This window comes from Streptomyces wedmorensis (genome assembly GCF_000716445.1).
Classification (GTDB): Bacteria; Actinomycetota; Actinomycetes; order Streptomycetales; family Streptomycetaceae; genus Streptomyces; species Streptomyces wedmorensis.
In genome coordinates this window covers 137,014-159,063 of the sequence record NZ_JNWK01000001.1, presented here as the reverse complement: position 1 = coordinate 159,063, position 22,050 = coordinate 137,014, and the positions used below count along the sequence as shown (strand labels likewise).

At 72.9% G+C, this 22,050-nt stretch carries 19 protein-coding genes; 14 read left to right on the top strand and 5 right to left on the bottom strand.

The genetic code is table 11. The annotated features are described in order from the left end of the window. Positions 1 to 104: 104 nt before the first annotated feature. The 8 genes from OO54_RS00685 (at position 105) to OO54_RS00650 (ending at position 9,524) form a co-directional block, all read left to right on the top strand. A complete protein-coding gene (locus OO54_RS00685; protein WP_033200891.1) occupies positions 105 to 1,040 on the top strand; it encodes a helix-turn-helix domain-containing protein in 936 nt (311 codons plus the stop codon). A gap of 167 nt (positions 1,041 to 1,207) precedes the next feature. Next, the gene (locus tag OO54_RS00680) at positions 1,208 to 1,975 is read left to right on the top strand and encodes a GntR family transcriptional regulator (protein WP_033200890.1); all 768 of its coding nucleotides are present in this window, start codon (positions 1,208 to 1,210) and stop codon (positions 1,973 to 1,975) included. 60 nt (positions 1,976 to 2,035) lie between these two features. Continuing rightward, complete coding sequence (locus OO54_RS00675) at positions 2,036 to 2,263, top strand: 4Fe-4S dicluster domain-containing protein (protein WP_017236562.1); 228 nt, start codon at positions 2,036 to 2,038, stop codon at positions 2,261 to 2,263. Between the two features lie 14 nt (positions 2,264 to 2,277). After that, on the top strand, positions 2,278 to 3,627 hold the full coding sequence (locus OO54_RS00670) for an ABC transporter substrate-binding protein (RefSeq protein WP_033200889.1): 1,350 nt from the start codon (positions 2,278 to 2,280) through the stop codon (positions 3,625 to 3,627). A gap of 101 nt (positions 3,628 to 3,728) precedes the next feature. Beyond that, positions 3,729 to 4,649 (top strand): ABC transporter permease, encoded by a 921-nt coding sequence (locus tag OO54_RS00665; protein WP_234439195.1) that lies wholly within the window; start codon positions 3,729 to 3,731, stop codon positions 4,647 to 4,649. Continuing rightward, positions 4,646 to 5,443: an ABC transporter ATP-binding protein gene (locus tag OO54_RS00660; protein ID WP_033200888.1), complete on the top strand. Its 798-nt coding sequence runs from the start codon at positions 4,646 to 4,648 to the stop codon at positions 5,441 to 5,443. The genes OO54_RS00665 and OO54_RS00660 overlap by 4 nt, the downstream gene beginning before the upstream one ends. Before the next feature lie 111 nt (positions 5,444 to 5,554). Next, a complete protein-coding gene (locus OO54_RS00655; protein ID WP_234439196.1) occupies positions 5,555 to 8,419 on the top strand; it encodes a fumarate reductase/succinate dehydrogenase flavoprotein subunit in 2,865 nt (954 codons plus the stop codon). 265 nt (positions 8,420 to 8,684) lie between these two features. After that, a complete protein-coding gene (locus OO54_RS00650; RefSeq protein ID WP_033200887.1) occupies positions 8,685 to 9,524 on the top strand; it encodes a VOC family protein in 840 nt (279 codons plus the stop codon). Between the two features lie 223 nt (positions 9,525 to 9,747). Here the strand turns inward: OO54_RS00650 and OO54_RS00645 are convergent, their stop codons facing one another. After that, positions 9,748 to 11,217, bottom strand: coding sequence for an MFS transporter (locus tag OO54_RS00645; RefSeq protein WP_033200886.1), 1,470 nt, complete (start codon positions 11,215 to 11,217; stop codon positions 9,748 to 9,750). Positions 11,218 to 11,340: 123 nt separating this feature from the next. Here OO54_RS00645 and OO54_RS00640 point away from each other — a divergent pair, with 123 nt between their 5' ends. Beyond that, complete coding sequence (locus OO54_RS00640; RefSeq protein WP_033200885.1) at positions 11,341 to 11,808, top strand: MarR family winged helix-turn-helix transcriptional regulator; 468 nt, start codon at positions 11,341 to 11,343, stop codon at positions 11,806 to 11,808. Positions 11,809 to 11,931: 123 nt separating this feature from the next. Here OO54_RS00640 and OO54_RS00635 read toward each other — a convergent pair whose 3' ends face one another. Beyond that, on the bottom strand, positions 11,932 to 12,768 hold the full coding sequence (locus tag OO54_RS00635; protein WP_033200884.1) for a LysR family transcriptional regulator: 837 nt from the start codon (positions 12,766 to 12,768) through the stop codon (positions 11,932 to 11,934). A 105-nt stretch (positions 12,769 to 12,873) separates the two neighbouring features. Here OO54_RS00635 and OO54_RS00630 point away from each other — a divergent pair, with 105 nt between their 5' ends. Continuing rightward, positions 12,874 to 13,599: an SDR family NAD(P)-dependent oxidoreductase gene (locus OO54_RS00630; RefSeq protein WP_033200883.1), complete on the top strand. Its 726-nt coding sequence runs from the start codon at positions 12,874 to 12,876 to the stop codon at positions 13,597 to 13,599. Between the two features lie 56 nt (positions 13,600 to 13,655). Here OO54_RS00630 and OO54_RS00625 read toward each other — a convergent pair whose 3' ends face one another. Continuing rightward, positions 13,656 to 14,048, bottom strand: a complete 393-nt coding sequence (locus tag OO54_RS00625; RefSeq protein ID WP_078904983.1) for a YrdB family protein — start codon at positions 14,046 to 14,048, stop codon at positions 13,656 to 13,658. A 182-nt stretch (positions 14,049 to 14,230) separates the two neighbouring features. Between OO54_RS00625 and OO54_RS00620 the strand changes: the two genes are divergently transcribed. Continuing rightward, positions 14,231 to 17,209, top strand: coding sequence for a carbohydrate binding domain-containing protein (locus tag OO54_RS00620; protein ID WP_033200882.1), 2,979 nt, complete (start codon positions 14,231 to 14,233; stop codon positions 17,207 to 17,209). Between the two features lie 78 nt (positions 17,210 to 17,287). Here OO54_RS00620 and OO54_RS00615 read toward each other — a convergent pair whose 3' ends face one another. Beyond that, on the bottom strand, positions 17,288 to 17,614 hold the full coding sequence (locus OO54_RS00615; RefSeq protein WP_033200881.1) for a branched-chain amino acid transporter permease: 327 nt from the start codon (positions 17,612 to 17,614) through the stop codon (positions 17,288 to 17,290). Next, positions 17,607 to 18,248 carry an AzlC family ABC transporter permease gene (locus tag OO54_RS00610; RefSeq protein WP_209440895.1) on the bottom strand — a complete coding sequence of 214 codons (642 nt, stop codon included), beginning with the start codon at positions 18,246 to 18,248 and terminating at the stop codon, positions 17,607 to 17,609. Before OO54_RS00610 ends, OO54_RS00615 begins: the two co-directional genes overlap by 8 nt. 206 nt (positions 18,249 to 18,454) lie before the next feature. On the opposite strand from OO54_RS00610, the gene OO54_RS00605 reads away from it, so the two are divergent. The 3 genes from OO54_RS00605 (at position 18,455) to OO54_RS00595 (ending at position 21,952) form a co-directional block, all read left to right on the top strand. Beyond that, a complete protein-coding gene (locus OO54_RS00605) occupies positions 18,455 to 18,913 on the top strand; it encodes an Lrp/AsnC family transcriptional regulator (protein ID WP_033200879.1) in 459 nt (152 codons plus the stop codon). A 350-nt stretch (positions 18,914 to 19,263) separates the two neighbouring features. Then, positions 19,264 to 19,647 (top strand): hypothetical protein, encoded by a 384-nt coding sequence (locus OO54_RS44820; protein WP_037944138.1) that lies wholly within the window; start codon positions 19,264 to 19,266, stop codon positions 19,645 to 19,647. A gap of 517 nt (positions 19,648 to 20,164) precedes the next feature. Continuing rightward, positions 20,165 to 21,952, top strand: coding sequence for a S8 family serine peptidase (locus tag OO54_RS00595; RefSeq protein ID WP_033201000.1), 1,788 nt, complete (start codon positions 20,165 to 20,167; stop codon positions 21,950 to 21,952). Positions 21,953 to 22,050 lie beyond the last annotated feature (98 nt).

Below are 22,050 nucleotides of genomic sequence, written 5' to 3'. Positions count from 1 at the left end.
ATGTCCCGCACCGCACGCTAGGAACTCCCCTCGGGGGAGATGCAAGCCCGGGCGGCACAATGGGTGCTCGTAGCCGATGCCGACCGCTGACGGAGGTTCACATCGTGTTGTCCGACGGTCTGTGGAGCATCGGGGAGCTCGCCGAGCGCGCGGGGGTCACCGTGAAGACCGTGCGCTTCTACTCGGACCGCGGTCTGCTGCCGGAGGCGGGGCGCAGTTCGGGCGGACACCGCAGGTACGGGCCCGACGCGCTCGACAGGCTCCGGTTGATCCGCTCGCTGCGCGCCCTCGACGTGCCCCTGCCCGAGGTCGACCGGGTCGTCCCCGGGGCGGAGGTCAGGGAGGACGTGCTGGAGGAGGTCGTCGCGGGGCGGTTGAGGCAGGTGGGCGCCCAACTGGCGGAGCTGCGCTGGCGCGAGGCGTCGCTGCGGCTGGTGCGGGACTGCGCGGCCGGGGAGCGTGCGGAGCGGCTGCGGTTGCTCGGTGCCGTGACCGTGCCGCCCGACACGGAGGCGCTGGCGCGCTTCTGGCGGCGCGTCCTGCCGGTCCGGCTCCCGGGCCGGGTGGTGTCGCTGGTCCTGGACTCGGTGGTGCCGCGGCCGCCTGAGGATCCGAGCCCGGCGCAGGTGCTGGCCTTCGCCCGGCTGCACGCGCTGGTCACCGACCCGCTCCTCGACACGGTGGAGTACCGGCCGGCGCCGCCGCTGCCGGACGGGGAGTACCGGCCGGCCGTGCTGTACGAGGGGCTGGCCGAGGCGTACGCGCTGGCCGCCTCGGAGGCGCGGGCCGGAGGGGCGCCGCAGGACGGCGGGGCGCTGGACTGTTTCGTGGCGGCGTACGCGCACGCGAGCGGGGTGCGGGACACCCGGGCGTTCCGCCGCCGGCTCGTCGGCCTGCTCGCCCTGCACGACGGTCCGGTCATCGGCCGTTACTGGAAGCTGGCGGCGGGCCTGTTCGCCCCGGACGAGCCGGTGCTCGGCGTCCTCCACCATCACCTGTCCGTCGCGCTCAGGGTCCAGGTCCACGCGCGGACCGCCTGAGGTCTCCCACATGGTGGGCGCCCGGCCGTCCACGTGCTGGGCGCCGGAGTGGCGGGTCTTGCCACCCGCCCAGTGTCGTCGCAGGTCAGAGGCGTACGCATGAGGTGTCAGGTGGCGCAATACTGCCGCAACACCACGGGAGCCGGTCCCCCGCTACGTTCCGTCCCATGCCCGCCGAACCCGCTTCCGCCGCCCGTCCCGTCGCCGCCGCCCGCCGCAGGCGGCTGCGGGCCGACCGGGCGCGGCAGCTCGCCGACCTGCTGCGCCACCAGATCCTGGCGGGCGGCTTCCCCGGCGGGGTGCTTCCGCTGGAGGACGCCCTCGCGGCGGACTACCGGGCCAGCCGCAACACCGTGCGCCAGGCCCTCGACCTGCTGCGGGGCGAGCGGCTGGTCGAACGGCGGGCGGGTGTGGGCACGGTGGTGGTCTGCGAGAAGTACCCGCACGGCCTGGACCGGCTCCAGGGGCTCGCGGAGACCCTGCGCGAACACGGGCGGGTCACCAACGAGGTCCGGACCGTCGGACCGGTGACCGCGTCCGGCCCCGTGGCCCACCGGCTGGGCCTCCCCGAGCACACCGACGTGCTCTGCGTCGAGCGGCTGCGGCGGCTCGACGGGCTGCCGCTCTCCCTCGACCTGTCGTACCTGCCGATGGACATCGGCGGCGAACTCCTCGGCTGCGACCTGGAGAACACGGACGTGTTCCGGCTCCTGGAGGAGCTGACCGGCGGGCCGCTCGGGCACGCGGAGATCACGCTGGAGGCCGTCAACGCCGACGCGCACTCCGCCGCCGTGCTCCAGGCCCCGCGCGGGGCCGCGGTCCTGATGCTGGAGCGGCTGACCTGCCTGCCCGACGGCCGGCCGGTGGACCTGGAGTTCATCCGCTTCCGCGGCGACCGCATCACCATGAGCGGCCTGCTGCACCGTTCGATCTGACCCCCAGGTCCTGTCCGACAGTCCCTGGTCCTCCCCGTACCCCCCTTCCTGGAGACAGTCATGCCTCTGGTCCCCCAGCGCGCCGACGTGCCCGTGACCATCGACGAGTCGAAGTGCATCGACGGCTGCACCCTCTGCGTCGACATGTGCCCGCTCGACTCGCTCGCGATCCGCGAGGACGACGGCAAGGCGTACATGCACGTCGACGAGTGCTGGTACTGCGGCCCCTGCGCGGCCCGCTGTCCCACCGGCGCGGTCACCGTCAACATGCCCTACCTGCTCCGGTGAAAGGCCTGACTCCCATGCGGTCACGAAGACTCGCCCTCGCACTCCCCCTCGCCCTGTTCCTCCCGCTCGTCACCGCCTGCGGCGACGCCGCCGACGGCGCGTCGGGTCCGTCCGGCGCGAAAACGGTCACCGTGACCGTCGGCTACCAGTCCAAGACCATCAACACCGTCACCGCCGGCACCCTGCTGCGTTCCCTCGGCTACTTCGAGCAGGAACTCGCGGCGGCCGGGAAGAAGGACGGCCTGACCTACCGGGTCGTCTGGCAGGACTACGCGACCGGCGCCCCGATCACCGCGCAGATGACGGCCGGAAAGATCGACATCGGCTCGATGGGCGACTTCCCGCTGCTGATCAACGCGGCGCGCGGAAAGCAGCTCAAAGAGCCCACCCGGCTCGTCGCGGTCACCGGGTACAACCTGCGGGGCGGCCTCAACACCGTGGTCACCGCCCCCGGTTCGCCGCTGAGGTCGCTCGCGGACCTGAAGGGCCGCAAGGTCTCCACCAGTGTCGGCTCGGCGGCCGACGGCACCCTGGTCCGGGCCCTGCGCCGGGCCGGACTCGACCCCGCGAAGGACATCTCCAAGCTCAACCAGCAGCCGAGCGTGGGCGCTTCGGCGCTCGCCGCCGGCAGCGTCGACGCGCTGTCCCAGTTCGTCGCCTGGCCCGGTCTGCTCGCCTTCCAGGGCCGTGCGACCGCCCTGTACGACGGCGCCGAGCTGAACCTGCCGACCTTCCACGGGGTCACCGTCCGCGAGGAGTTCGCCGAGCGGCGGCCCGGCGTCCTCGACGCCTTCCTCCGCGCCCAGCGGCGGGCGACGGACGAGCTGCGCGCCCGGCCCGTCGCCGCCGCCGAGTCCGTGGCGAAGGAGACCGGGCTGCCCGCGGAGGTGGTCTACCTCTACAACGGCGCCCAGGGCATCGCCACCTTCGACCCGGCGCTCCGCCCGGAACTGATCGCCGCGCTCAAGGAGGACGTACCGGTCCTGAAGGAAGCCGGTCTGGTGAACGACGTCGACGTCGACGCCTTCGTCGACACGGCGCCGCTGCGGCGCGCCGTCCCTGCGCCCGCCTATCCGAAGGCGACGGCGGCCAAGCCCGAACTGTGGCTGCGGGGACAGGAGTCGACCCGCTCCCTCGACAGCCCCGGCGCGCTCCTGCGGGCCCTCAAGGGCGCCGACGTGCGCGCCGCTTACGTGCCGGACGCCGTCACCGGCACGCTCTGGTTCGCGGACCGCGCCGTGTGGGTCGCGGACGGCGGCGAGTGGCGCGCCTTCGTGACCCGGGGGGCCGCGGAGCGGTACGTCTCCGGGCACGCGGGCTCGCGCATCGTCGCCTACGCGGACGCCGTGAGGCTCGCCTCGTGAGCGACGTGAGCGACGTGAGCGGTCCGAGCCGTACGGGCGGTCCGACCCGTGAGGGCGGTACGGGCGGTGCGGGTCGCCTGAGGAGCGGGAGGGGCACGGGCGTGGGCCGTCGGCTGGTGCGGGTGGCGTCCCTGGTCGTGGCGCTCGGGCTGTGGCAGCTGCTGACGTCGCTCGACGTGCGGCTGTGGCTGCGGTTCGACCAGTTCCCGACGGTCGTCGAGGTCGCGTCCGCGTTCGCCGACCGGCTGGGCACGGAGGCGTACCGGCAGGACCTGGGCCACAGCCTGCGCCGGATCGCGGTCGGCTTCCTCCTCGCCGCGGTCCTCGGGGTGGCGGCCGGCACGGCCGTCGCCCGGTCCCGGTGGGCCGCCGACCTCCTGGGTCCGCTGGTGGAGGTGGTGCGGCCGGTGCCGGCCATCGCCCTGGTGCCCGTGGCGATCCTGCTGCTGCCCACCAACGAGCAGGGCATCGTCTTCATCACCTGCGCGGCCGCCCTCTTCCCCGTCCTCGTGTCGACCCGGCACGCGGTGCGGGCGCTCAGCCCGGTGTGGGAGGAGGCCGTGCTGACCATGGGAGGCGGCCGGGCCCGGGTGCTGTGCTCGGTGGTGCTGCCGGGTGCCCTGCCGGGGATCTTCGGCGGCCTGTCGGTGGGCATCGGCGTCGCGTGGATCTGTGTGATCTCGGCGGAGATGATCTCCGGCGAGTACGGGGTGGGGTACCGCACCTGGCAGGACTACACGGTCGTCGACTACCCGGGGGTCTTCGTCGGCATGGCGACCATCGGCGCCCTAGGCTGGCTCACCTCCACGGCCGTGGAGACCCTCGGCCGCCGGGTCACCGCCTGGCTGCCGCGCCCGGCCGACCGCGTCCCGGCGGGTCCCGCCCGCACACCGGGGACCACCCGTTCCGCGGGGCCGGCCCCTGCCCCGGACACCGCCCCGACCGCCGACTCCGCCTCTTCCGCCCCCTCCGCCGCCTCCGCCCCGGCGGTGTCCCTGCCCGAGAAGGAGCCGGTTCGATGAGCACCGTGAGCCCGTCCGCAGACGCCGCCGACGCGACCGCGGCGCCCGCCCCGGCCTGGCCCGGTCCGGGGCCCGCGGGCGCGGAACTCGCCCTCCACGGCGTACGGCTCGGCCGCCCTGGCGCGGCCGACGTGTCGGGGCCCGCGGGGCTGCGGATCGCCCCGGGTGAGCTGGTGACCGTGGTCGGTCCGTCGGGCTGTGGCAAGACGACACTGCTGCGCACCCTCGCCGGGCTGCTGCCGCCGCTGGAGGGGCGGGTCACGCAGGACGGGGAGCCGATCCGGCGGCCGGGCGCGGACCGGGCGCTCGTCTTCCAGCACGACGCCCTGCTGCCGTGGCGGTCGGTCCGCGCCAACGTCGAACTGCCGCTGGCCATCCGACGGGTCCCCCGGGCCGAGCGGCGGCGCGCGGCGCGGGAGTGGCTGGAGCGGGTCGGGCTCGCCGAGCACGCGCTCAAGCTGCCGCACCAGCTGTCCGGTGGGCAGCGGCAGCGCGTCCAGCTGGCCCGCGCGCTGGCCGGCGGGCCCCGTGCCGTCCTGATGGACGAGCCGTTCGGGGCGCTCGACGCGCACACCAGGGCCGGGATGCAGGACCTCCTCGTGGAGATCCTGCGCGGCACGGGCGCGACCGTCGTCTTCGTCACGCACGACGTGGACGAGGCCGTCCATCTGGGCGACCGGGTCGTCCTGTTCGGCACCGGGGAGGTCCTCGACGTGCCGTACCCGCGGGTGCGGGAGGCCCGGAACGAACCCGCCACGGCGGCCCTGCGCCGCCGCGTGCTCGACTCCCTCTGAGGCCTCCGGTCCTCGATCCCCCCGTCACCGTTCTCCGTGCTCGGGGCGTCCGCGCCCCCGGCGCCCGAGGGCCCTCCGACCCTTCCGACCGCCTGCTGCGAAAGGCACTCCGTGGACACCCCCCTGACCGTCCCCGACCTCTCCGACGCGACCGAGCTCTCCTGTGACGTGCTCGTCGTCGGCGGCGGCACCGCCGGCACCATGGCCGCGCTGACCGCCGCCGAGCGCGGGGCGAACGTCCTGCTCCTGGAGAAGGCGCACGTCCGGCACTCCGGCGCGCTCGCCATGGGGATGGACGGCGTCAACAACGCGGTCGTGCCGGGCCGGGCCGAACCCGACGACTACGTCGCCGAGATCACCCGCGCCAACGACGGCCTCGTGGACCAGTCGACCGTCCGGCAGACGGCGACCCGCGGCTTCGCGATGGTCCGACGCCTGGAGTCGTACGGGGTGAAGTTCGAGAAGGACGAGCACGGCGAGTACGCGGTCCGGCAGGTGCACCGCTCCGGTTCGTACGTCCTGCCCATGCCCGAGGGCAAGGACGTGAAGAAGGTGCTGTACCGGCAGTTGCGACGGCGCGAGATGCGGGAGCGGATCCGGATCGAGAACCGGGTGATGCCGGTCCGCGTCCTCACCCACCCGGACGACGGCCGGGCCGTCGGCGTGGCCGGACTCCACACCCGTACCGGGGAGTTCGTCGTCGTCCGCGCGGGCGCGGTGATCCTGGCCACCGGGGCCTGCGGACGGCTCGGGCTCCCCGCGTCCGGCTACCTGTACGGCACGTACGAGAACCCGACGAACGCCGGCGACGGCTACGCCATGGCGTACCACGCGGGCGCGGCGCTCACCGGGATCGAGTGCTTCCAGATCAACCCGCTGATCAAGGACTACAACGGGCCCGCGTGCGCCTACGTCGCCAACCCGTTCGGCGGTTACCAGGTGAACCGGCACGGCGAGCGGTTCGTGGAGTCGGACTACTGGTCGGGGCAGATGATGGCCGAGTTCGCCGCCGAACTCGCCTCGGACCGGGGTCCCGTCTACCTCAAGCTGAGCCATCTGCCGGAGGAGACCGTCGACGCCGTCGAGTCCATCCTGCACACCACCGAGCGTCCCACCCGCGGCACCTTCCACGCGGGGCGCGGGCACGACTACCGCACCCACGACATCGAGATGCACATCTCCGAGATCGGCCTGTGCGGCGGCCATTCCGCCTCCGGGGTACGGGTGGACTCCCACGCCCGGACCACCGTGCCCCGGCTGTACGCGGCCGGCGACCTGGCCTCCGTACCGCACAACTACATGATCGGGGCGTTCGTCTTCGGTGACCTGGCGGGCGAGGACGCGTCGCGGTACAGGGCGTACGAAGGTGAGTTGGACCGGCGGCAGCTGGCGGACGCGCACGAACTCGTCTACCGGCCGCTGCGGCACCCCGACGGTCCGCCGCAGCCGCAGGTCGAGTTCAAACTGCGGCGGTTCGTCAACGACTACGTGTCTCCGCCCAAGACGGGGGCCCGGCTCTCCCTGGCCGTCGAGGCGTTCACCCGGATGTCGCGGGAGATCGCCGGTATGGGCGCGCGCACCCCGCACGAACTGATGCGGTGCGCGGAGGTCTCGTTCATCCGGGACTGCGCCGAGATGGCCGCGCGGGCCTCGCTGGCCAGGACCGAGTCCCGGTGGGGGCTCTACCACGAGCGGCTCGACCACCCCGAGCGGGACGACACGGACTGGCTGTGCCACCTCGACCTCCGCAAGTCCCCCTCCGGCGCCATGGAGTTCACCGCGCGGCCGGTCGAGCCGTACGTGGTCCCCGTGCCGGAGTTCGCACCGCCCGCCGGACCGGAACGGCACATCGGCGAGGTGGAGCTCGTACCGGTCGCCACCGCCGGACCCCGCGAGGCCGCCCCGGCGGCCCGCGCGACGGCCGGCGCCGCCACCTCTCCCGGCGCGGACCGCACCGCCCCGCACGTGGCCGCCACGGGCCTCACCGACCCGCCGGAATCCACCGCGAACCCCGCCGATTCCGACGCGACGGCCGCGGCCGACCCCGCCACGTCGGGTGACGCTCCCTCGGACGGCGCCCCGCGTCCCCGTCTGCTGCGGCTGCTCTCGCTCGTCGAGGACTCCCCCGACCTGGAGGCGCTGGATCCGTACCTGGACGACGCGGATCCGGCGGTGCGGGCCGCCGCCGTCACCGCACTCGGCGAGACCGCGCCGGTCGGGACGGGTCCGGCGCTCGCCGCCCGGCTGCGGGACGGGTCGCCACGGGTGCGTGCCGCGGCCTCGGCCGCCTTGCGCGAGCTGGTCGAGGTGCTGCCCGCCGATCCGGCACTGGGGGCGGGCCTGCGGGAGGCCCTCGGCGTGCCCGACGCCGCCGTGCGTGCCGCCGCGCTCGACGTGCTGCGGGCGCTGAGGCTCGGTGACGCCGCGCTGTACGCGGTCGCCCTCGCCGACGACGCCGTCGACGTACGGGTGCGCGCGGTCCGGGCGCTGGTCGCGGTGGACGCCGTCGCGGAACTCACGGTGGCCGCGGGCGATCCGGCGCGCGAGGTCCGGGTCGCGGTGGCCCGCGGGCTCGCGGCCGTGCGGGATCCGGCGCCCGAAGCTCTCGGCCCGCTGCTGGCCGACGTCGACCCCCTGGTCAGGGGCGCCGCGCTGGCCGCCCTGGCGGACACCGGCTGCCCTCCGCGCCTCGCCGAGACGGCGGAGGCGGCGCTCGCGGACACCGCCTGGCAGGTGCGGGCCGGTGCCGCGACGGCCCTCCGGGCGGCTCCTGGCGCCCTCGCGGTCCCCGGCCTCGCCAAGGCCCTCGCCGATCCGAACGCGGACGTCCGCAAGGCCGCCGTCCTCGCCCTCCTGGCTCACCGGGAAGATCCCGCGGCCCGTGCCGCGCTCGCCGGCGCGACCGGCGACGCCGACGCCGACGTCCGCGCCTACGCCGCCCGTGCGGCCGCCCCGGTTCCGAGCGGCGTCGGCTGAGCCGGTCAGGAGGCCTGCCCGGCGGCGCCGAGCAGAGGGGCCGGCGGCGGCCGCACACGGGGGCGGTTCGGCACGGACGCCCACCGCCCCGGTCGGGTACGGGCGGCCGCCCCCTGCCCGGGCACGCGGGCTCGGGCGGCCCGGCGCACCCGGGCGGGTGACGGGTGGCGGCATCCGGGTGAGCGGGCGCATGACGGGAGGCGAAACCGGGAAGGGGCGCAGGCTGGATCTGGATTCAGGTCGCGGGACGCAGGACGACGAGGAGGTGGTGCCGGTGTCGGGGCCGACGACGACCGGGGAAGCGGTGGGAGCACCGTGCTGGCTGAGCCTGAGCGCGCGTGATCTCGACGCGGCGGAGCGCTTCTACGGGGCGGTGCTGGGCTGGACGTTCCGCCGGGGCGGCCTGGGCGAGGATTACGCGGTGGGCGAGCTGGACGGGGTGCCGGTGGCCGGGATCGCGTCGGTGGCGGTCGAACTGGCCGTCCCCGTGGCCTGGACGGCCTTCTTCTCGGTGGCGGACGCCGACGCCACGGCGGCCCGGATCCGGGAGCGCGGCGGCACCATCGGCGTGGGTCCCGTCGCCTACCCGCCCCGGGGGCGCGCGGCTCTCGCCACCGACCGCGAGGGCGCGGCGTTCGGGATCTGGGAGGGCCGCACGGAGTCCCGCTGGCACATCGGCGAGCACACGGCGCCGGCCTGGCTCGAACTCCACACCCGCGACGCCTTCGAGGCCGCCGTCTTCTACGGCGGGGTCTTCCGCTGGACGGACGGCACGGACGAGGCCGCGGGCGGACTGGAGGTCTCGTACGAGCAGGACAAGGTGGTCCTGCGGCAGGACGGCGACGCCATCGCCCGCCTGAACAGCGGCCCCGTCGAGTCCGGCTCACCCCGGCCCCAGCTGCGCCCGCGGTGGATCGTCTGCTTCCGCGTCCCCGACCCGGAGGCCGCCGCGGCCGCCGCCGTGGCCCACGGCGGGTCCGTCGTGCCGGGCGGCGAGTGGGGCGGCGTGCGCGGTCACGACGACGCCGACGGGCGCCGGGTGGTCGTGCGGGACCCGGACGGGGCTCTGTTCACCCTGGAGGCCATGGAGGAGCGGAAGGACTGATCCGGTGCGGGTACGGGCTCGGCCGCGTGCCCGTACCCGCGCCGAGGTCAGGCCGAGGAGGCACCGGGGCGGCGCGAGGGGTCGATGCCCGGACCCGCTCCGGAGTGCGGCCGTGTGGGCGGCGGGTACGGCGCGAGGGGTCAAGGCCCGGACCCGCTCCGGAGTGCGGCCGTGTGGGCGGCGGGTACGGCGCGAGGGGTCAAGGCCCGGACCCGCTCCGGAGTCAGGCCGTGTGGGCGCCCGAGGCTGCGCGCGGGCCGGCCCCCTGTTCCTTTCCCGACGCGTCGGCCGGGGCCGCGGTGGGAGCCCCCGCGGGGATGAGGGCGGCGACGAACGCGGCCGCGAGGCCGACGCCGCAGCCGATGAGCATGGCGACGCGGAATCCGTCCTCGGAGGGCAGCGTGTGGCCGCCGAGGGAGGTGGTCAGCTGGGCGAGGACGACGCCGATGACGGCGGCCGAGACGGAGGTGCCGATGGAGCGCATCAGCGTGTTGAAGCTGTTGGCCGACGCGGTCTCCTCCTGCGGCACCGCGCCCATGATGAGCGCGGGCATGGCCCCGTAGGCCAGGCCGACGCCGGTGTTGCAGATCAGCGTCACGACGAGCAGGCCCCAGGTGGTTCCCATCAGGGCGAGCGAGGAGCCGTATCCGACGGAGATGACCAGGGCTCCGACGGACAGCGTGACCTTGGGGCCGCGGGCGGCCGACAGCTTGGCGCCGAGCGGGGCCAGGACCATCATCATCAGGCCCGCCGGGGCCATCCAGAGGCCCATCGCCATCATCGACTGGCCGAGGCCGTAACCGGTGGCCTCGGGCAGCTGGAACAGCTGGGGCACGACGAGGGACTGGGCGTACATCGCGAAGCCGACCAGGACCGAGGCCGTGTTGGTCATCAGAACGACCGGCCGGGCGGTGACCCTGAGGTCGACGAGCGGGTCGCGGGTGCGCAGTTCCCAGGCGCCCCAGGCGAGCAGGACGACGGCGGCGACGGCGAAGAGGCCGAGAGTGGTGCCGCTGCCCCAGCCCCAGGTCGCGCCCTTGGAGACGGCGAGCAGCAGGGCGACCAGTCCGACGCCGAGGCCGAGCGCGCCGGGTGCGTCGAAGCGGCCCGGGGCGGGGTTGCGCCGGCCGACGGGGGCGACGCGCCAGATGAGGACGCCTACGAGGGCACTCAGTCCGGCGGCGACCCAGAAGAGGACGCGCCAGCTGGCGTTCTCGGCGACGGCCGCGGAGAAGGGCAGGCCGAGGGCGCCGCCGACGCCCATGGAGGCGCTCATGAGGGCGATGGAGCCACCGAGCTTCTCGGGCGGCAGGATGTCGCGCAGCAGGCTGATGCCGAGGGGGACGACGCCCATGCCGAGGCCCTGGAGTCCGCGTCCGACGATCATCGGGACGACGGAGGAGGCGAGGGCGCACACGACCGAGCCCGCGATCAGCGGGATCACCGAGACGAGCAGGACCCGCCGCTTGCCGAGGGTGTCGCCGAGCCGGCCGGCGACGGGGGTGGCGACGGCGCCCGCGAGCAGGGTGGCGGTGATCACCCAGGAGGCGTTGGACGCGGTGGTGTCGAGCAGCCTGGGCAGGTCGCCGATGAGCGGCACCACCAGGGTCTGCATGAGTGCGGCCACGATGCCCGCGAGCGCGAGGACGCCGACGACGCCTCCGGGTCGGGCGTCGGGCTTGGAGCCGTCCACGGGTTCTCCCTCGGTCTTGCACGGCGACTCCGTGCGCGTTGCTTTGTGCATCATGCATATTGATGGTGTCATACACAAGTCGTGCATGATGCACATCGCAGCGCTTCAGGAGAGAATGCCTCCATGGACAAGCCCGTGGACAAGCCCACCCACCTGGTCGAATTCGAGACCATGCTGCTCAGCAGGCACACACACCTGTACGCGCCCCGCTCCCGGGCCGGCGGCGCCCAGCTCGACCGCAGCGCCTACGTCCTCCTGAGCCGCATCCGCATGCACGGCCCCCTGTCCATCGGCCAGCTCAGCGAGGCCTTCGGCCTCGACGCCTCCACCCTCAACCGCCAGACCGCCGCCATGCTCCGCGCCGGGCTCGTCGAACGCATCCCCGACCCCGAAGGCGGCATCGCCCGCAAGTTCCGCATCAGCGAAGAAGGCGAACGCCGCCTCGACGCCGACCGCACCTCCAACATCGAGGGCCTCGACCGCGTCATGGAGCACTGGTCCCCCGACGACGTCACCCTCTTCGCCACCCTCCTCGAACGCTTCAACCGCGACATCGAACGCCTCGAAGGCCGCCCCTGGCCGCGCCCCTGAATCCGTCCGACGCGCGGCAACCGGTCGCGGCCGCCGGCCCGCCGGAGAGGGTGTGCTTCGCCTGGGGGGGCTTGGGCACCCACGTTCGACACCCGTCCTCCGGCTACCCGCCCTTGCCGTCGGCTAGAGGCGTGTCGCGGTGCGGACGAGGTCGGCGACGGCTCGGGATCTGCTGTGTGGTGGCCAGGCGATGACGGTCGTGACAGCCGGCGCGTCCGGCACCGGCACCGTCGCGTGACCGTCGCGCAGGTGGGCTCGGAGGGACTCGGGCACGACCGCGCAGGCCCGTCCGAGCGCGATCAGCTGGAACAGCTGGGTGTGGTCGCGCACCTGCGGGCCGGGTCCGTCCGGATAGCCCCCGCCCCGTCGAGGCCAGCGCGGCAGGGGCAGGTCCAGGGTGGTGACCTCGGCCATCGACATATGAGGTCGGTCGGCCAAGGGGTGCCCCGCGGGCAGGACCACGACCTGCTGTTCGGTGCGCAGGTCCTCGGTGGCGAGCCCGGCCGTCGTGTCGAAGGGCCGCTGGAGCAGAGCAACGTCGGCACGCCCGTCGCGCAACAGCCCTTCCTGCTCGCCGGGCCCGCACAGCATCACCTCGACGGCGACCGCGCCGGGCTCGGCGGCGTAGGCGTCCAGCAGCTTCGACAACAGTTCGCCGGACGCCCCGGCTTTCGTGGCCAGCACCACACCAAGCGGTTCGGCAGCTGCGCGGCGGGTGCGGCGCTCGGCGGCTTCGACCGCGTCGAGTGCGGCCCGGGCCTCCCGCAGAAGCACCGACCCGGCCTCGGTCAAGGCGACCGCGCGAGCAGTGCGGTGCAGCAGAACCACTCCGAGCCGCCGCTCGAGCTGCTGGATCGCCCGCGACAGGGGTGGTTGCGCCATGGAGAGCCGCTGCGCCGCCCGCCCGAAGTGCAACTCCTCCGCGACGGCGACGAAGTACCGTAGCTCCCGCGTCTCCACCGCGGCATCCTATCCGGCGCTCACCACGACCGATATCCGTGCGGTATCACCGCCCACCCAGTAGGTCTTGGACGTCCCACCCGAGTCCGCACCACGCTTGACGACATGAGTGGACAGACGATCGCGCTGGTGACCGGTGCGAACAAAGGAATCGGATACGAGATCGCGGCGGGCCTGGGCTCCCTCGGCTGGCGGATCGGCGTGGGCGCGCGGGATCGACAGCGCCGCGACACCGCGGTGGAGAAGCTGCGCGCAGCCGGGACCGACGCGTTCGGCGTTCCGCTCGACGTGGCGGACGACGCGAGCGTGGCCGCCGCGGCCGAGCTGATCGCCGACCGCGCCGGAGGGCTCGACGTCCTGGTCAACAACGCCGCGATCACCGGCGGCATGCCGCAGACGCCCACCACGGTCGATCCCGCGACCGTACGACTCGTCGTGGAAACCAACGCGATCGGGGTCATCCGCGTCACCAACGCGATGCTGCCCATGCTGCGCGGCTCGGCATCGCCGCGGATCGTGAACATGTCCAGCAGCGTCGGCTCGCTCATCCTGCAGACCTCGCCCGGCATCGACATGGGCCCGGTTCCCGCCGCGTACTCGGCGTCCAAGACCTTCCTCAACGCCGTCACCGTCCAGTACGCCAAGGAACTGAGCGACACCGACATCCTGATCAACTCCGGCTGTCCCGGCTTCACCGCCACCGACCTCAACGGCTTCCAGGGCGTCCGCACTCCCCACCAGGGTGCGGCGATCGCGATTCGCCTCGCGACCCTGCCCGACGACGGACCGACCGGCGGATTCTTCGACGACGGCGGAACAGTGCCCTGGTGACGGGCTCACCGGCCCCTGGTGGTCCGGCCGATGTTCGTCGCCGGCGTGGTGCGGCCTCAAGCGCCGCGGTGCATCGCCGCCTGCCGGTCCGCCGTCGCCAAGGCGGTGTTGAGCAGTGCCACCAGGGCGAAGGCGACGGCCCAGGAGGGGCGGTCGAGGGTGTGGAGGGCGAGGGCCGCCGCGCCGAAGACCAGGGCCTTCACGAGCAGAACTCCCGCCAGGGGAAGCCGGATCCGGGCCTTGGGTGCGGCGAAGAGGCCCCAGACGACGGCAGCGAGGGTCGGTGCGGCGAGGGCGAGGGCGAGGCGGAGGAGGACCGGCTCCGCGCTGCTCCAGCCCCACCAGGCCAGCACCGCGAGGGCGGCGAGTTCCAGGAGGAACGCGAGGCCTTCGTTGAGGACATGGAGAGGGCCGGGGAGCTTCATCAGGAGCCTTTCGACGTCGATCACGCGCGCGAACGGCCCTGAGCGTAGGCGCCGGTTGTGACAGAAGTCTTTACCTCCAGGTCTCGGCAGGAGTAACTTCCGGCCGACGCAAAACGTTTCAGAAACTTTCCGAGAGCGTTTCCAGCGGTGCTGATCCCCATCCCCAACCGGCCCGTACCGGAACGCGCCCCTGCCTGGAGAATGAGATGACGCGTACCCCCACGCGGCCACCGGGACGTCCGGTGGCCGCCCTGGCCGTGGCCGCCGGCCTGCTCGGCCTGGTCGCCGTGCCGTCCGAGGAAGCCGCACCGCGGACCGCGCCGGTCGCGGCCGTCGCGGAGAACACGGCGACGGTCTTCTACTGGACGAAGACGAAGAACTGGGCTGCCTACAAACTGCATTACGCACCCGACGGCGGATCGTGGACGACCGTGCCCGGGGTGGCCATGGAGGCCGCCTGTACGGACTGGGTGAAGAAGACCGTGACGCTCGGGGCGGCGACCGGACTGCAGGCGACGTTCAACAACGGGACCGGCACCTGGGACAACAACGGCGGGAGGAACTACGCCCTGGGCACCGGGGCGATCACCGTGAAGGACGGGGTCGTCGCCCACTCCGACCCCTGCTCCGGGACCACGCCCACGCCTTCCGCCAAGGCCACGGTGTACTACTCCACCGAGGCGCTCGGCTGGTCGACCGTCAACATCCACCACCAGCCCGCGGGCGGCTCCTGGACGGCCGTCCCGGGCGTCGGGATGCAGGCCGCGTGCACCGGCTGGTGGAAGCGGGAGATCGACCTGGGGACGGCGGCGTCACTCAAGGCCGCGTTCAACAACGGCAACGGCACCTGGGACAACAACGGCGGTGCGGACTACGCCATCGGAACGGGCGTCAGCACCGTGCGGAACAACGCGGTGACGGCGAACGCGACCGACCCGTGCGCCGCCGCGACGCCCGACACCCAGGCGCCGACCGCCCCCGGTCGCGTCACCGCCGCCGCCGACGGGACCTCGGTGCTGCTCACCTGGGACCCGGCGGCGGACGACAGGGGTGTGACGAAGTACCAGGTCACGCGGGTCGGCGGCAGCGGTGGCACGGTCGTGACCGACGTCGGCTCGACGGTGTACTCCGACACGGGCCTGGCCGAGCGGACCGCCTACAGCTACACGGTGAAGGCCGTGGACGCGGCCGGGAACGTCTCCGCCTCCTCGGCCGCCGCGACCGCCACCACCGGCGACAAGCCGGCGACGCCCGCCACGGGGAAGCCGCTCGGCACCGACCCGCGCAAGGACCCGATCTACTTCGTCCTCACCGCGCGCTTCAACGACGGCGACGCGACGAACAACCGCGGCGGCAGCCAGCACGTCAAGTCCGGCAACGCGGCCAACGACGACCCCATGTTCCGGGGCGACTTCAAGGGTCTCATCCAGAAGCTGGACTACGTCAAGGGCCTCGGCTTCTCCGCGATATGGGTCACCCCGGTCGTCCTCAACCGGTCCGACTACGACTACCACGGCTACCACGGCTACGACTTCTACAAGGTCGACCCGCGCCTGGAGTCGGCCGGCGCCTCCTACCAGGACCTGATCGACGCCGCCCACGCCAAGGGCATGAAGATCTACCAGGACGTCGTATACAACCACTCCTCCCGCTGGGGCGCCAAGGGCCTGTTCACGCCCACCGTGTACGGCGTGCGGGACAGCCAGTGGAGCTGGTACTACGACGAGAAGCAGCCCGGATTCGAGTACGACGGCCTGACGATCGACCCGAAGACCGGGAAGTCGTACTACAACGGCGACCTGTGGTCGACGGCCGAGCCGACCGGGAACACCTGCCTCGACTGGGGCAAGCCGACCGGGGGCAAGAGCGCCGAGGGCTACACCGTCTACAACTGCCAGTGGCCCAGCCCGACCTCCGGCATGTTCCCGAAGGCCCTGTACCACCAGTGCTGGATCGGCAACTGGGAGGGCGAGGACTCCCGTTCGTGCTGGCTGCACGAGGACCTCGCCGATTTCGACACCGAGAACCCGACCGTCCAGAGCCATCTGATCGGCGCCTACAACAAGTACATCGACATGGGCGTCGACGGATTCCGCGTCGACACCGCCGTGCACATCCCGCGCACCACCTGGAACCGCCGCTTCCTGCCCGCCATCCAGGAACGGGTGACACGGAGCCACGGCGCCGAGGCGGCCGAGAACTTCTTCGTCTTCGGCGAGGTCGCCGCCTTCGTGAACGACAAGTGGAACCGCGGCTCGGTGAACCACTCGGCGCAGTTCTACACCTGGAAGGAGCGCAAGGAGTACGACATCGACGACACCAAGGCCGCTCTGGAGATGTACGACTACGAGCAGCAGCAGGGCACCGGCAACCAGCCCACCTCCACCAACGCGTTCCTGAACGGGAACAGCTACCACACACCGGACCACAGCCGCTTCTCGGGCATGAACGTCATCGACATGCGCATGCACATGAACTTCGGTGACGCGCCGAACGCCTTCCACAACGGCAAGGACTCGGACGACAGTTACAACGACGCCACGTACAACGTCGTCTACGTCGACAGCCACGACTACGGCCCCAACAAGTCGAGCGAGCGGTACACGGGCGGCACCGACGCCTGGGCGGAGAACATGTCCCTGATGTGGACCTTCCGCGGCATCCCGACGCTGTACTACGGCTCCGAGATCGAGTTCCAGAAGGGGCAGAAGATCGACTGCGGACCCTCCTGCCCGCTGGCCACGACCGGCCGCGCGTACTTCGGCGCCCATGTCGCCGGCTCCGTCACGGCCTCCGACTTCTCCCAGGTCTCCTCGGCCTCGGGAGCGGTCGCCACCACGCTCGCGCAGCCCCTGGTGAAGCACGTCCAGCGGCTCAACCAGATCCGCCGGGCGATCCCCGCGCTCCAGATGGGGCAGTACTCCACGGAGGGCATCTCCGGCGACATGGCGTTCAAGCGCCGCTACACCAGCGGCGGGACGGACAGCTTCGCGCTCGTCACGATCTCGGGCGGGGCGACGTACACGGGCATCCCGAACGGCACGTACACCGACGCCGTCACCGGTGACGTGAAGACCGTCGCCAACGGCACCCTCACGGTCGCCGCACCCGGTAAGGGCAACCTCCGGGTGTACGTCCTGAACGGCCCCGGCAGGATCGGAGCCGCCGGCCCGTACCTGAAGTAGCGGCCCCCGCGAGGGTCGACACCGTACGGGACGGGCCCAGCCCGCCCCGTACGGCCGTCCCCGCCGCACCGGCGCCGGTCAGGCGAAGAGCGTGTTCGCGAGGAGGACGTGGACCGCGGTGCCGCCGAGGATGCTCAGCAGGGCGTCGCGGCGCCAGAGGTGCAGCCCGATGGTGACCGCGAGCGCGAACAGCGTGGCGAGCACGTCCGGTTCGGTCAGCGGGAGGTCCCGCAGGCAGTAGACGAGGAGGATCACCATGACGCCCGCCGGCATGCGGGTGCTCAGGTAGCGGACCGTCGCGCTGGACCGCAGCGGGGCGAGCGCCGCGAAGGGGAGGGCACGCAGGGCCCAGGTGACGGCGGCGGAGACGACGACCGCGGCGACGAGGTACGGGGTGTCAGGCACGGCGCGGCCCCCTGCCGGTGAGGTGACGGGCCAGCAGGCCCGCGGTGAAGAGGAGGAAGGCGGCCAGGAGCATCTGGCCCGGGAAGAGCACGCGCGCCGCCAGTGCGGCGAGGAGCGCGAGGAGCGGCGTCGGCAGGTCGCCGCGGCGGTCCCTGAGGGCGTCGAGCGCGAGCACGGCGAAGAGCGCGGTCAGCGCGAAGTCCAGGCCCTTGACGGTGCCGGGCAGGAACGAGCCGAGCAGCGCGCCGACGGTGGCGGCGCCGGCCCAGTACAGCTGCATGAACAGCTGGAGCCACAGGACGCGCCGGCCCGACCAGGTGCGGGCCCGTCCGCCGGCGGTCAGCGCGTACGCCTCGTCGGTGAGGGCGAAGGTGCTGTAGGCCTTGGCCGCGCGGCCCTTGACGCGGTCCAGGGGGAACGACAGGGCGTAGAAGACGTGCCGGATGTTCACCAGGAAGGCGGTCAGGGCGACGGTCGCCAGCGGCGCGACGGCGACGGCCAGGCCGATCAGGAGGAACTCGAAGGATCCCGCGTAGATCACGGTGGTGAACGCGGTCGCCCACCACCAGTCGAGTCCCGACTGCGTGACGAGCAGTCCGAACGCCAGGCCCAGCGGCACGAGGCCGAGGCCCACGGAGGCCGAGTCCTTGAACGCGGCCCTGGCGTCGGACCGCACCTGGGGCGGATCGGCGGGAGGCGGAGCAGCGGCAGCCCCGGGAGGAGCGGGGGAAGCGGCGGGCCGTGCGGGTCCGCCGACGGTGGCAGGAGGTATTCCCATGGAGCAATTTTAGGGCGAATCGGACCTTATATGGTTGCCGATCATGACCGTACGATGGCTTCATGAGCAATGAAGTGCATGTCGATGCCATCGACCGCGACATTTTGTTTCATCTGGAGCGGGACGGCAGGCTGACCAACGTCGAGCTGGCAAAGCGCGTCGGGCTCACCCCGCCGCCCTGCCTGCGCCGGGTCAAGCGGCTGGAGGAGACGGGAGTCGTCTCCGGCTATCGCGCGGTCATCGATCCGGCGGCGGTGGGCCGAGGTCTGGAGGTCCTCGTGGACGTCGAGGTCTACGCGACCGACCGCAAGACCGTGGAGGCGTTCGAGGAGACCGTCGCCTCGTACGAGGAGGTCGTCGAGTTCCGCCGCCTCTTCGGCCGCCCGGACTACTTCCTCCGCGTCGCGGTCGCCGACCACGCCGCCTACGAGGCCTTCCTGACCGGCAGGCTCACCGGGCTTCCGGGCGTCCTGCGCACCGAGTCCCACCTGACGATGAAACAGATCAAGGCCGCCCCCTGACCGCGCCCCGAACCGCCCCTCCGGGACCCCGGCATCGCGGGCGGGCGTTGGTTCGACACCCCCGTCGGGCGGGCGGACGGTGGGAGACGGGGCAAGGGAGACGAGGCCCGGATGGCCGGCGGCATGGAGTTCGGAGCGGCGCCGCTCATGGCCCTGCACGCCTCACCGGCCGTGGTGGCGTTCGCGTCCTTCCTCCGGCTCCCCGCCTGCGAGCTCGAAGCCCGAAGGGGCCGAGGAGCTCGCCGAGAACCCCGCGCTCGAAGAGGACCCGACGGCCGTCGCCTGCCCCCCTCTGCGGGGCGCCCCTCCGGTCGTCGGGCCCCTGTCCCTGCCTGTACGGGACGGGCGGGATGCCGGCGAGCCCCGTCGCCGCGCCCGAGCCGCGTACCGAGGACCGGACCGCTCGGCTCCTCGCCGAGGTCACGGCGGCGCCGCCCCCGTCGGAGGCGCCGATCGCCGCGTACCTCGTCGGCAGCCTGGGACCGCGCGGGCGGCTCGACGCGTCCGTCGATGAGGTCGCCGCCCTCGGTCTGCACGAGTCCGCGGTCTCCCGGGCCGTCGCGGGGCGTGTCGCGCTGCTCCCGTGCCGCCGCGCGCTGCCGCTCGCCGGGTACTGCACCGGCCGTACGAGCCGACCGCCCGTCACAGCGAGCAGGTGGCCGCCGCCGTCACGCGAACGCCGTACGGGAGGTGGCGGACGAGGCGGCCGCGTTTCCGGGGCGCTCGGACGGTGAGGCGGAGGGCGAGACGGGCGGCGGGTGGAGCGGTACGCCCGAACAGGTCGCCTTCCGGCAGCGGGTGCTCGACGCGCATCTGGCCCGCAGGCGGAAGCGGAAGGGCCGGCCGGGCCCCGACCGCGGCCGCTCCTGGAGAACCCGGCGGCCGAACTCTTCGGTCTGGAGGCCGGGTCGGGCGACCCGCGGGAGAGCGAGTTCGAGGTGGCCCGGCGTTTCGTCCGGCTCTCCGCCGCGGCCGCGCGGAACGCGGCGATGGCGGTCCGCGGCGGCGCCGTCGGAGGGCCCGGGAACGAAAGGTGCACGAGGGCGGATAGGACCGTCTTCCCGGCGCCGTCAGATCAACAGTGCGTCACACGAACTGGCTTTTCGGACAGAACACTTCCCTCCGCCCCGCGAGTCTGGGATCTTGCGTCCACCCCACACATCACAGGGCCCGGCAGGCGCCACCCGCGCCACCGGGTCATCGGAGGACGCATTGTTTTCCCACATATCCAGCCGGCTGAGGGCTTCGGCCATCGCCGTGGCGGCGCTCGGTACGACCGTGGCGCTCGCCGCTCCCGCCGGATTCGCCCAGGCAGCAACGTCGGACACCGCGCCCGTCGCGGCCCGTTCGGCGGGGGCGGACCAGGCCACCACGACCACCACCGTCGCGGCGGCGCCGGCGGCCTGGGTCGCCGGCACCCGCGCGTACCTGGTGATCACCGCTCCCGGTGGCACCTCGGCGGTGAGCGGTGCCGTGGCGACCAGCGGCGGTTCGGTCTTCGCCACGTACGACGCGATCGGCGTGATCGTGGCGCACTCGGCGTCCGCGTCGTTCGCCACGTCGATGCGCGCGGTCAGCGGCGTCCAGCAGGTCGGCGCGACGCGGACCTCCGACGTCCCGGCCGACGCGTACAACCCGGCCCTCCCGGCCAACCCGGCGCAGTCCGCGACCACGCTCACCGAGTCCAACCGCTGGGACATGACCCAGATCAAGGCCGACCAGGCCTGGGCGGTCACCACCGGTTCGTCGACCGTGAAGGTCGGTGTCCTCGACACCGGCGTGGACGACCAGCACCAGGACATCGCGCCCAACTTCAACGCCGCCGACTCGGCCTCCTGCGCCTACGGCAAGGCGGACACCCGCACCGGCGCGTGGCGTGACGTCGGCACCCACGGCACGCACGTCGCGGGCACGATCGCGGCGTCCAAGAACGGCAAGGGCGTCATCGGCGTCGCGCCGGGCGTGAAGATCTCCTCGGTCCGCATCGCGGAGCCGACCAGCAGCCTGTTCTTCGCGGAGAACACGATCTGCGGCTTCATGTGGGCCGGTGACCACGGCTTCAAGGTCACCAACAACAGCTACTACACGGACCCGTGGCAGTTCAACTGCCCGGACAACGTGGACCAGGCCGCCATCATCGAGGGCGTCCGCCGGGCCCAGGTGTACGCCGAGGGCAAGGGCTCGCTCCAGGTCGCCGCCGCCGGCAACTCCAACTACGACCTGGCGAACAAGACGACCGACTCCGAGAGCCCCAACGACTCGACGCCGGTCACCCGCACGATCACCAACGCCTGCATCGACATCCCGACCGAGCTGCCGGGCGTCGTGACCGTCGCCTCGCAGGCGAGCGGCGGCGCGAAGGCCTCGTACTCGAACTTCGGCAACGGCGTCATCGACGTCGCGGCGCCGGGCGGCGACGGCTCCACGCAGGTCTACTCGACTCTGCCGGGCGGCAAGTACGGCAACATGAGCGGCACCTCGATGGCGTCCCCGCACGTCGCCGGTGTGGCCGCGCTGATCGCGAGCGTGAACCCGACGTTCACGCCGGCTCAGATCCGTGACCAGCTCGGGGTCCAGGCCAACGACCGCGCGTGCCCCTCGGACACCCGCTGCACCGGCACCACGGCGAAGAACGGCTTCTTCGGTGAGGGCGCGGTCGACGCCCTGAAGGCCGTCGGGGGCTCCACCCCGCCGCCCGGCGCGTACTTCGAGAACCTCGCCGACGTCACGATCGCCGACAACAGCACGGTCGAGAGCCCGATCACGGTCAGCGGGGTGACGGGCAACGCCCCGGCGACCCTCAAGGTGGGCGTGGACATCAAGCACACCTACATCGGTGACCTGAAGGTCGACCTCGTCGCCCCGGACGGCACCGTGTACACCCTGCACAACCGCACGGGCAGCGGCACCGACAACATCGCGCAGACGTACACGGTCAACGCGTCGGCGGAGGTCGCCAACGGGGTCTGGAAGCTCCGCGTGAACGACAACGCGAGCCAGGACACGGGCAGGATCGACGCCTGGAACCTGACCTTCTAGAACGCCGGGACCTGACCCAGGACACGGGACCCGACCTTCCCGCACATCCCGACCCGGGGAACGGGGCCGGAGCCGCCATGGCTCCGGCCCCGTTCGCG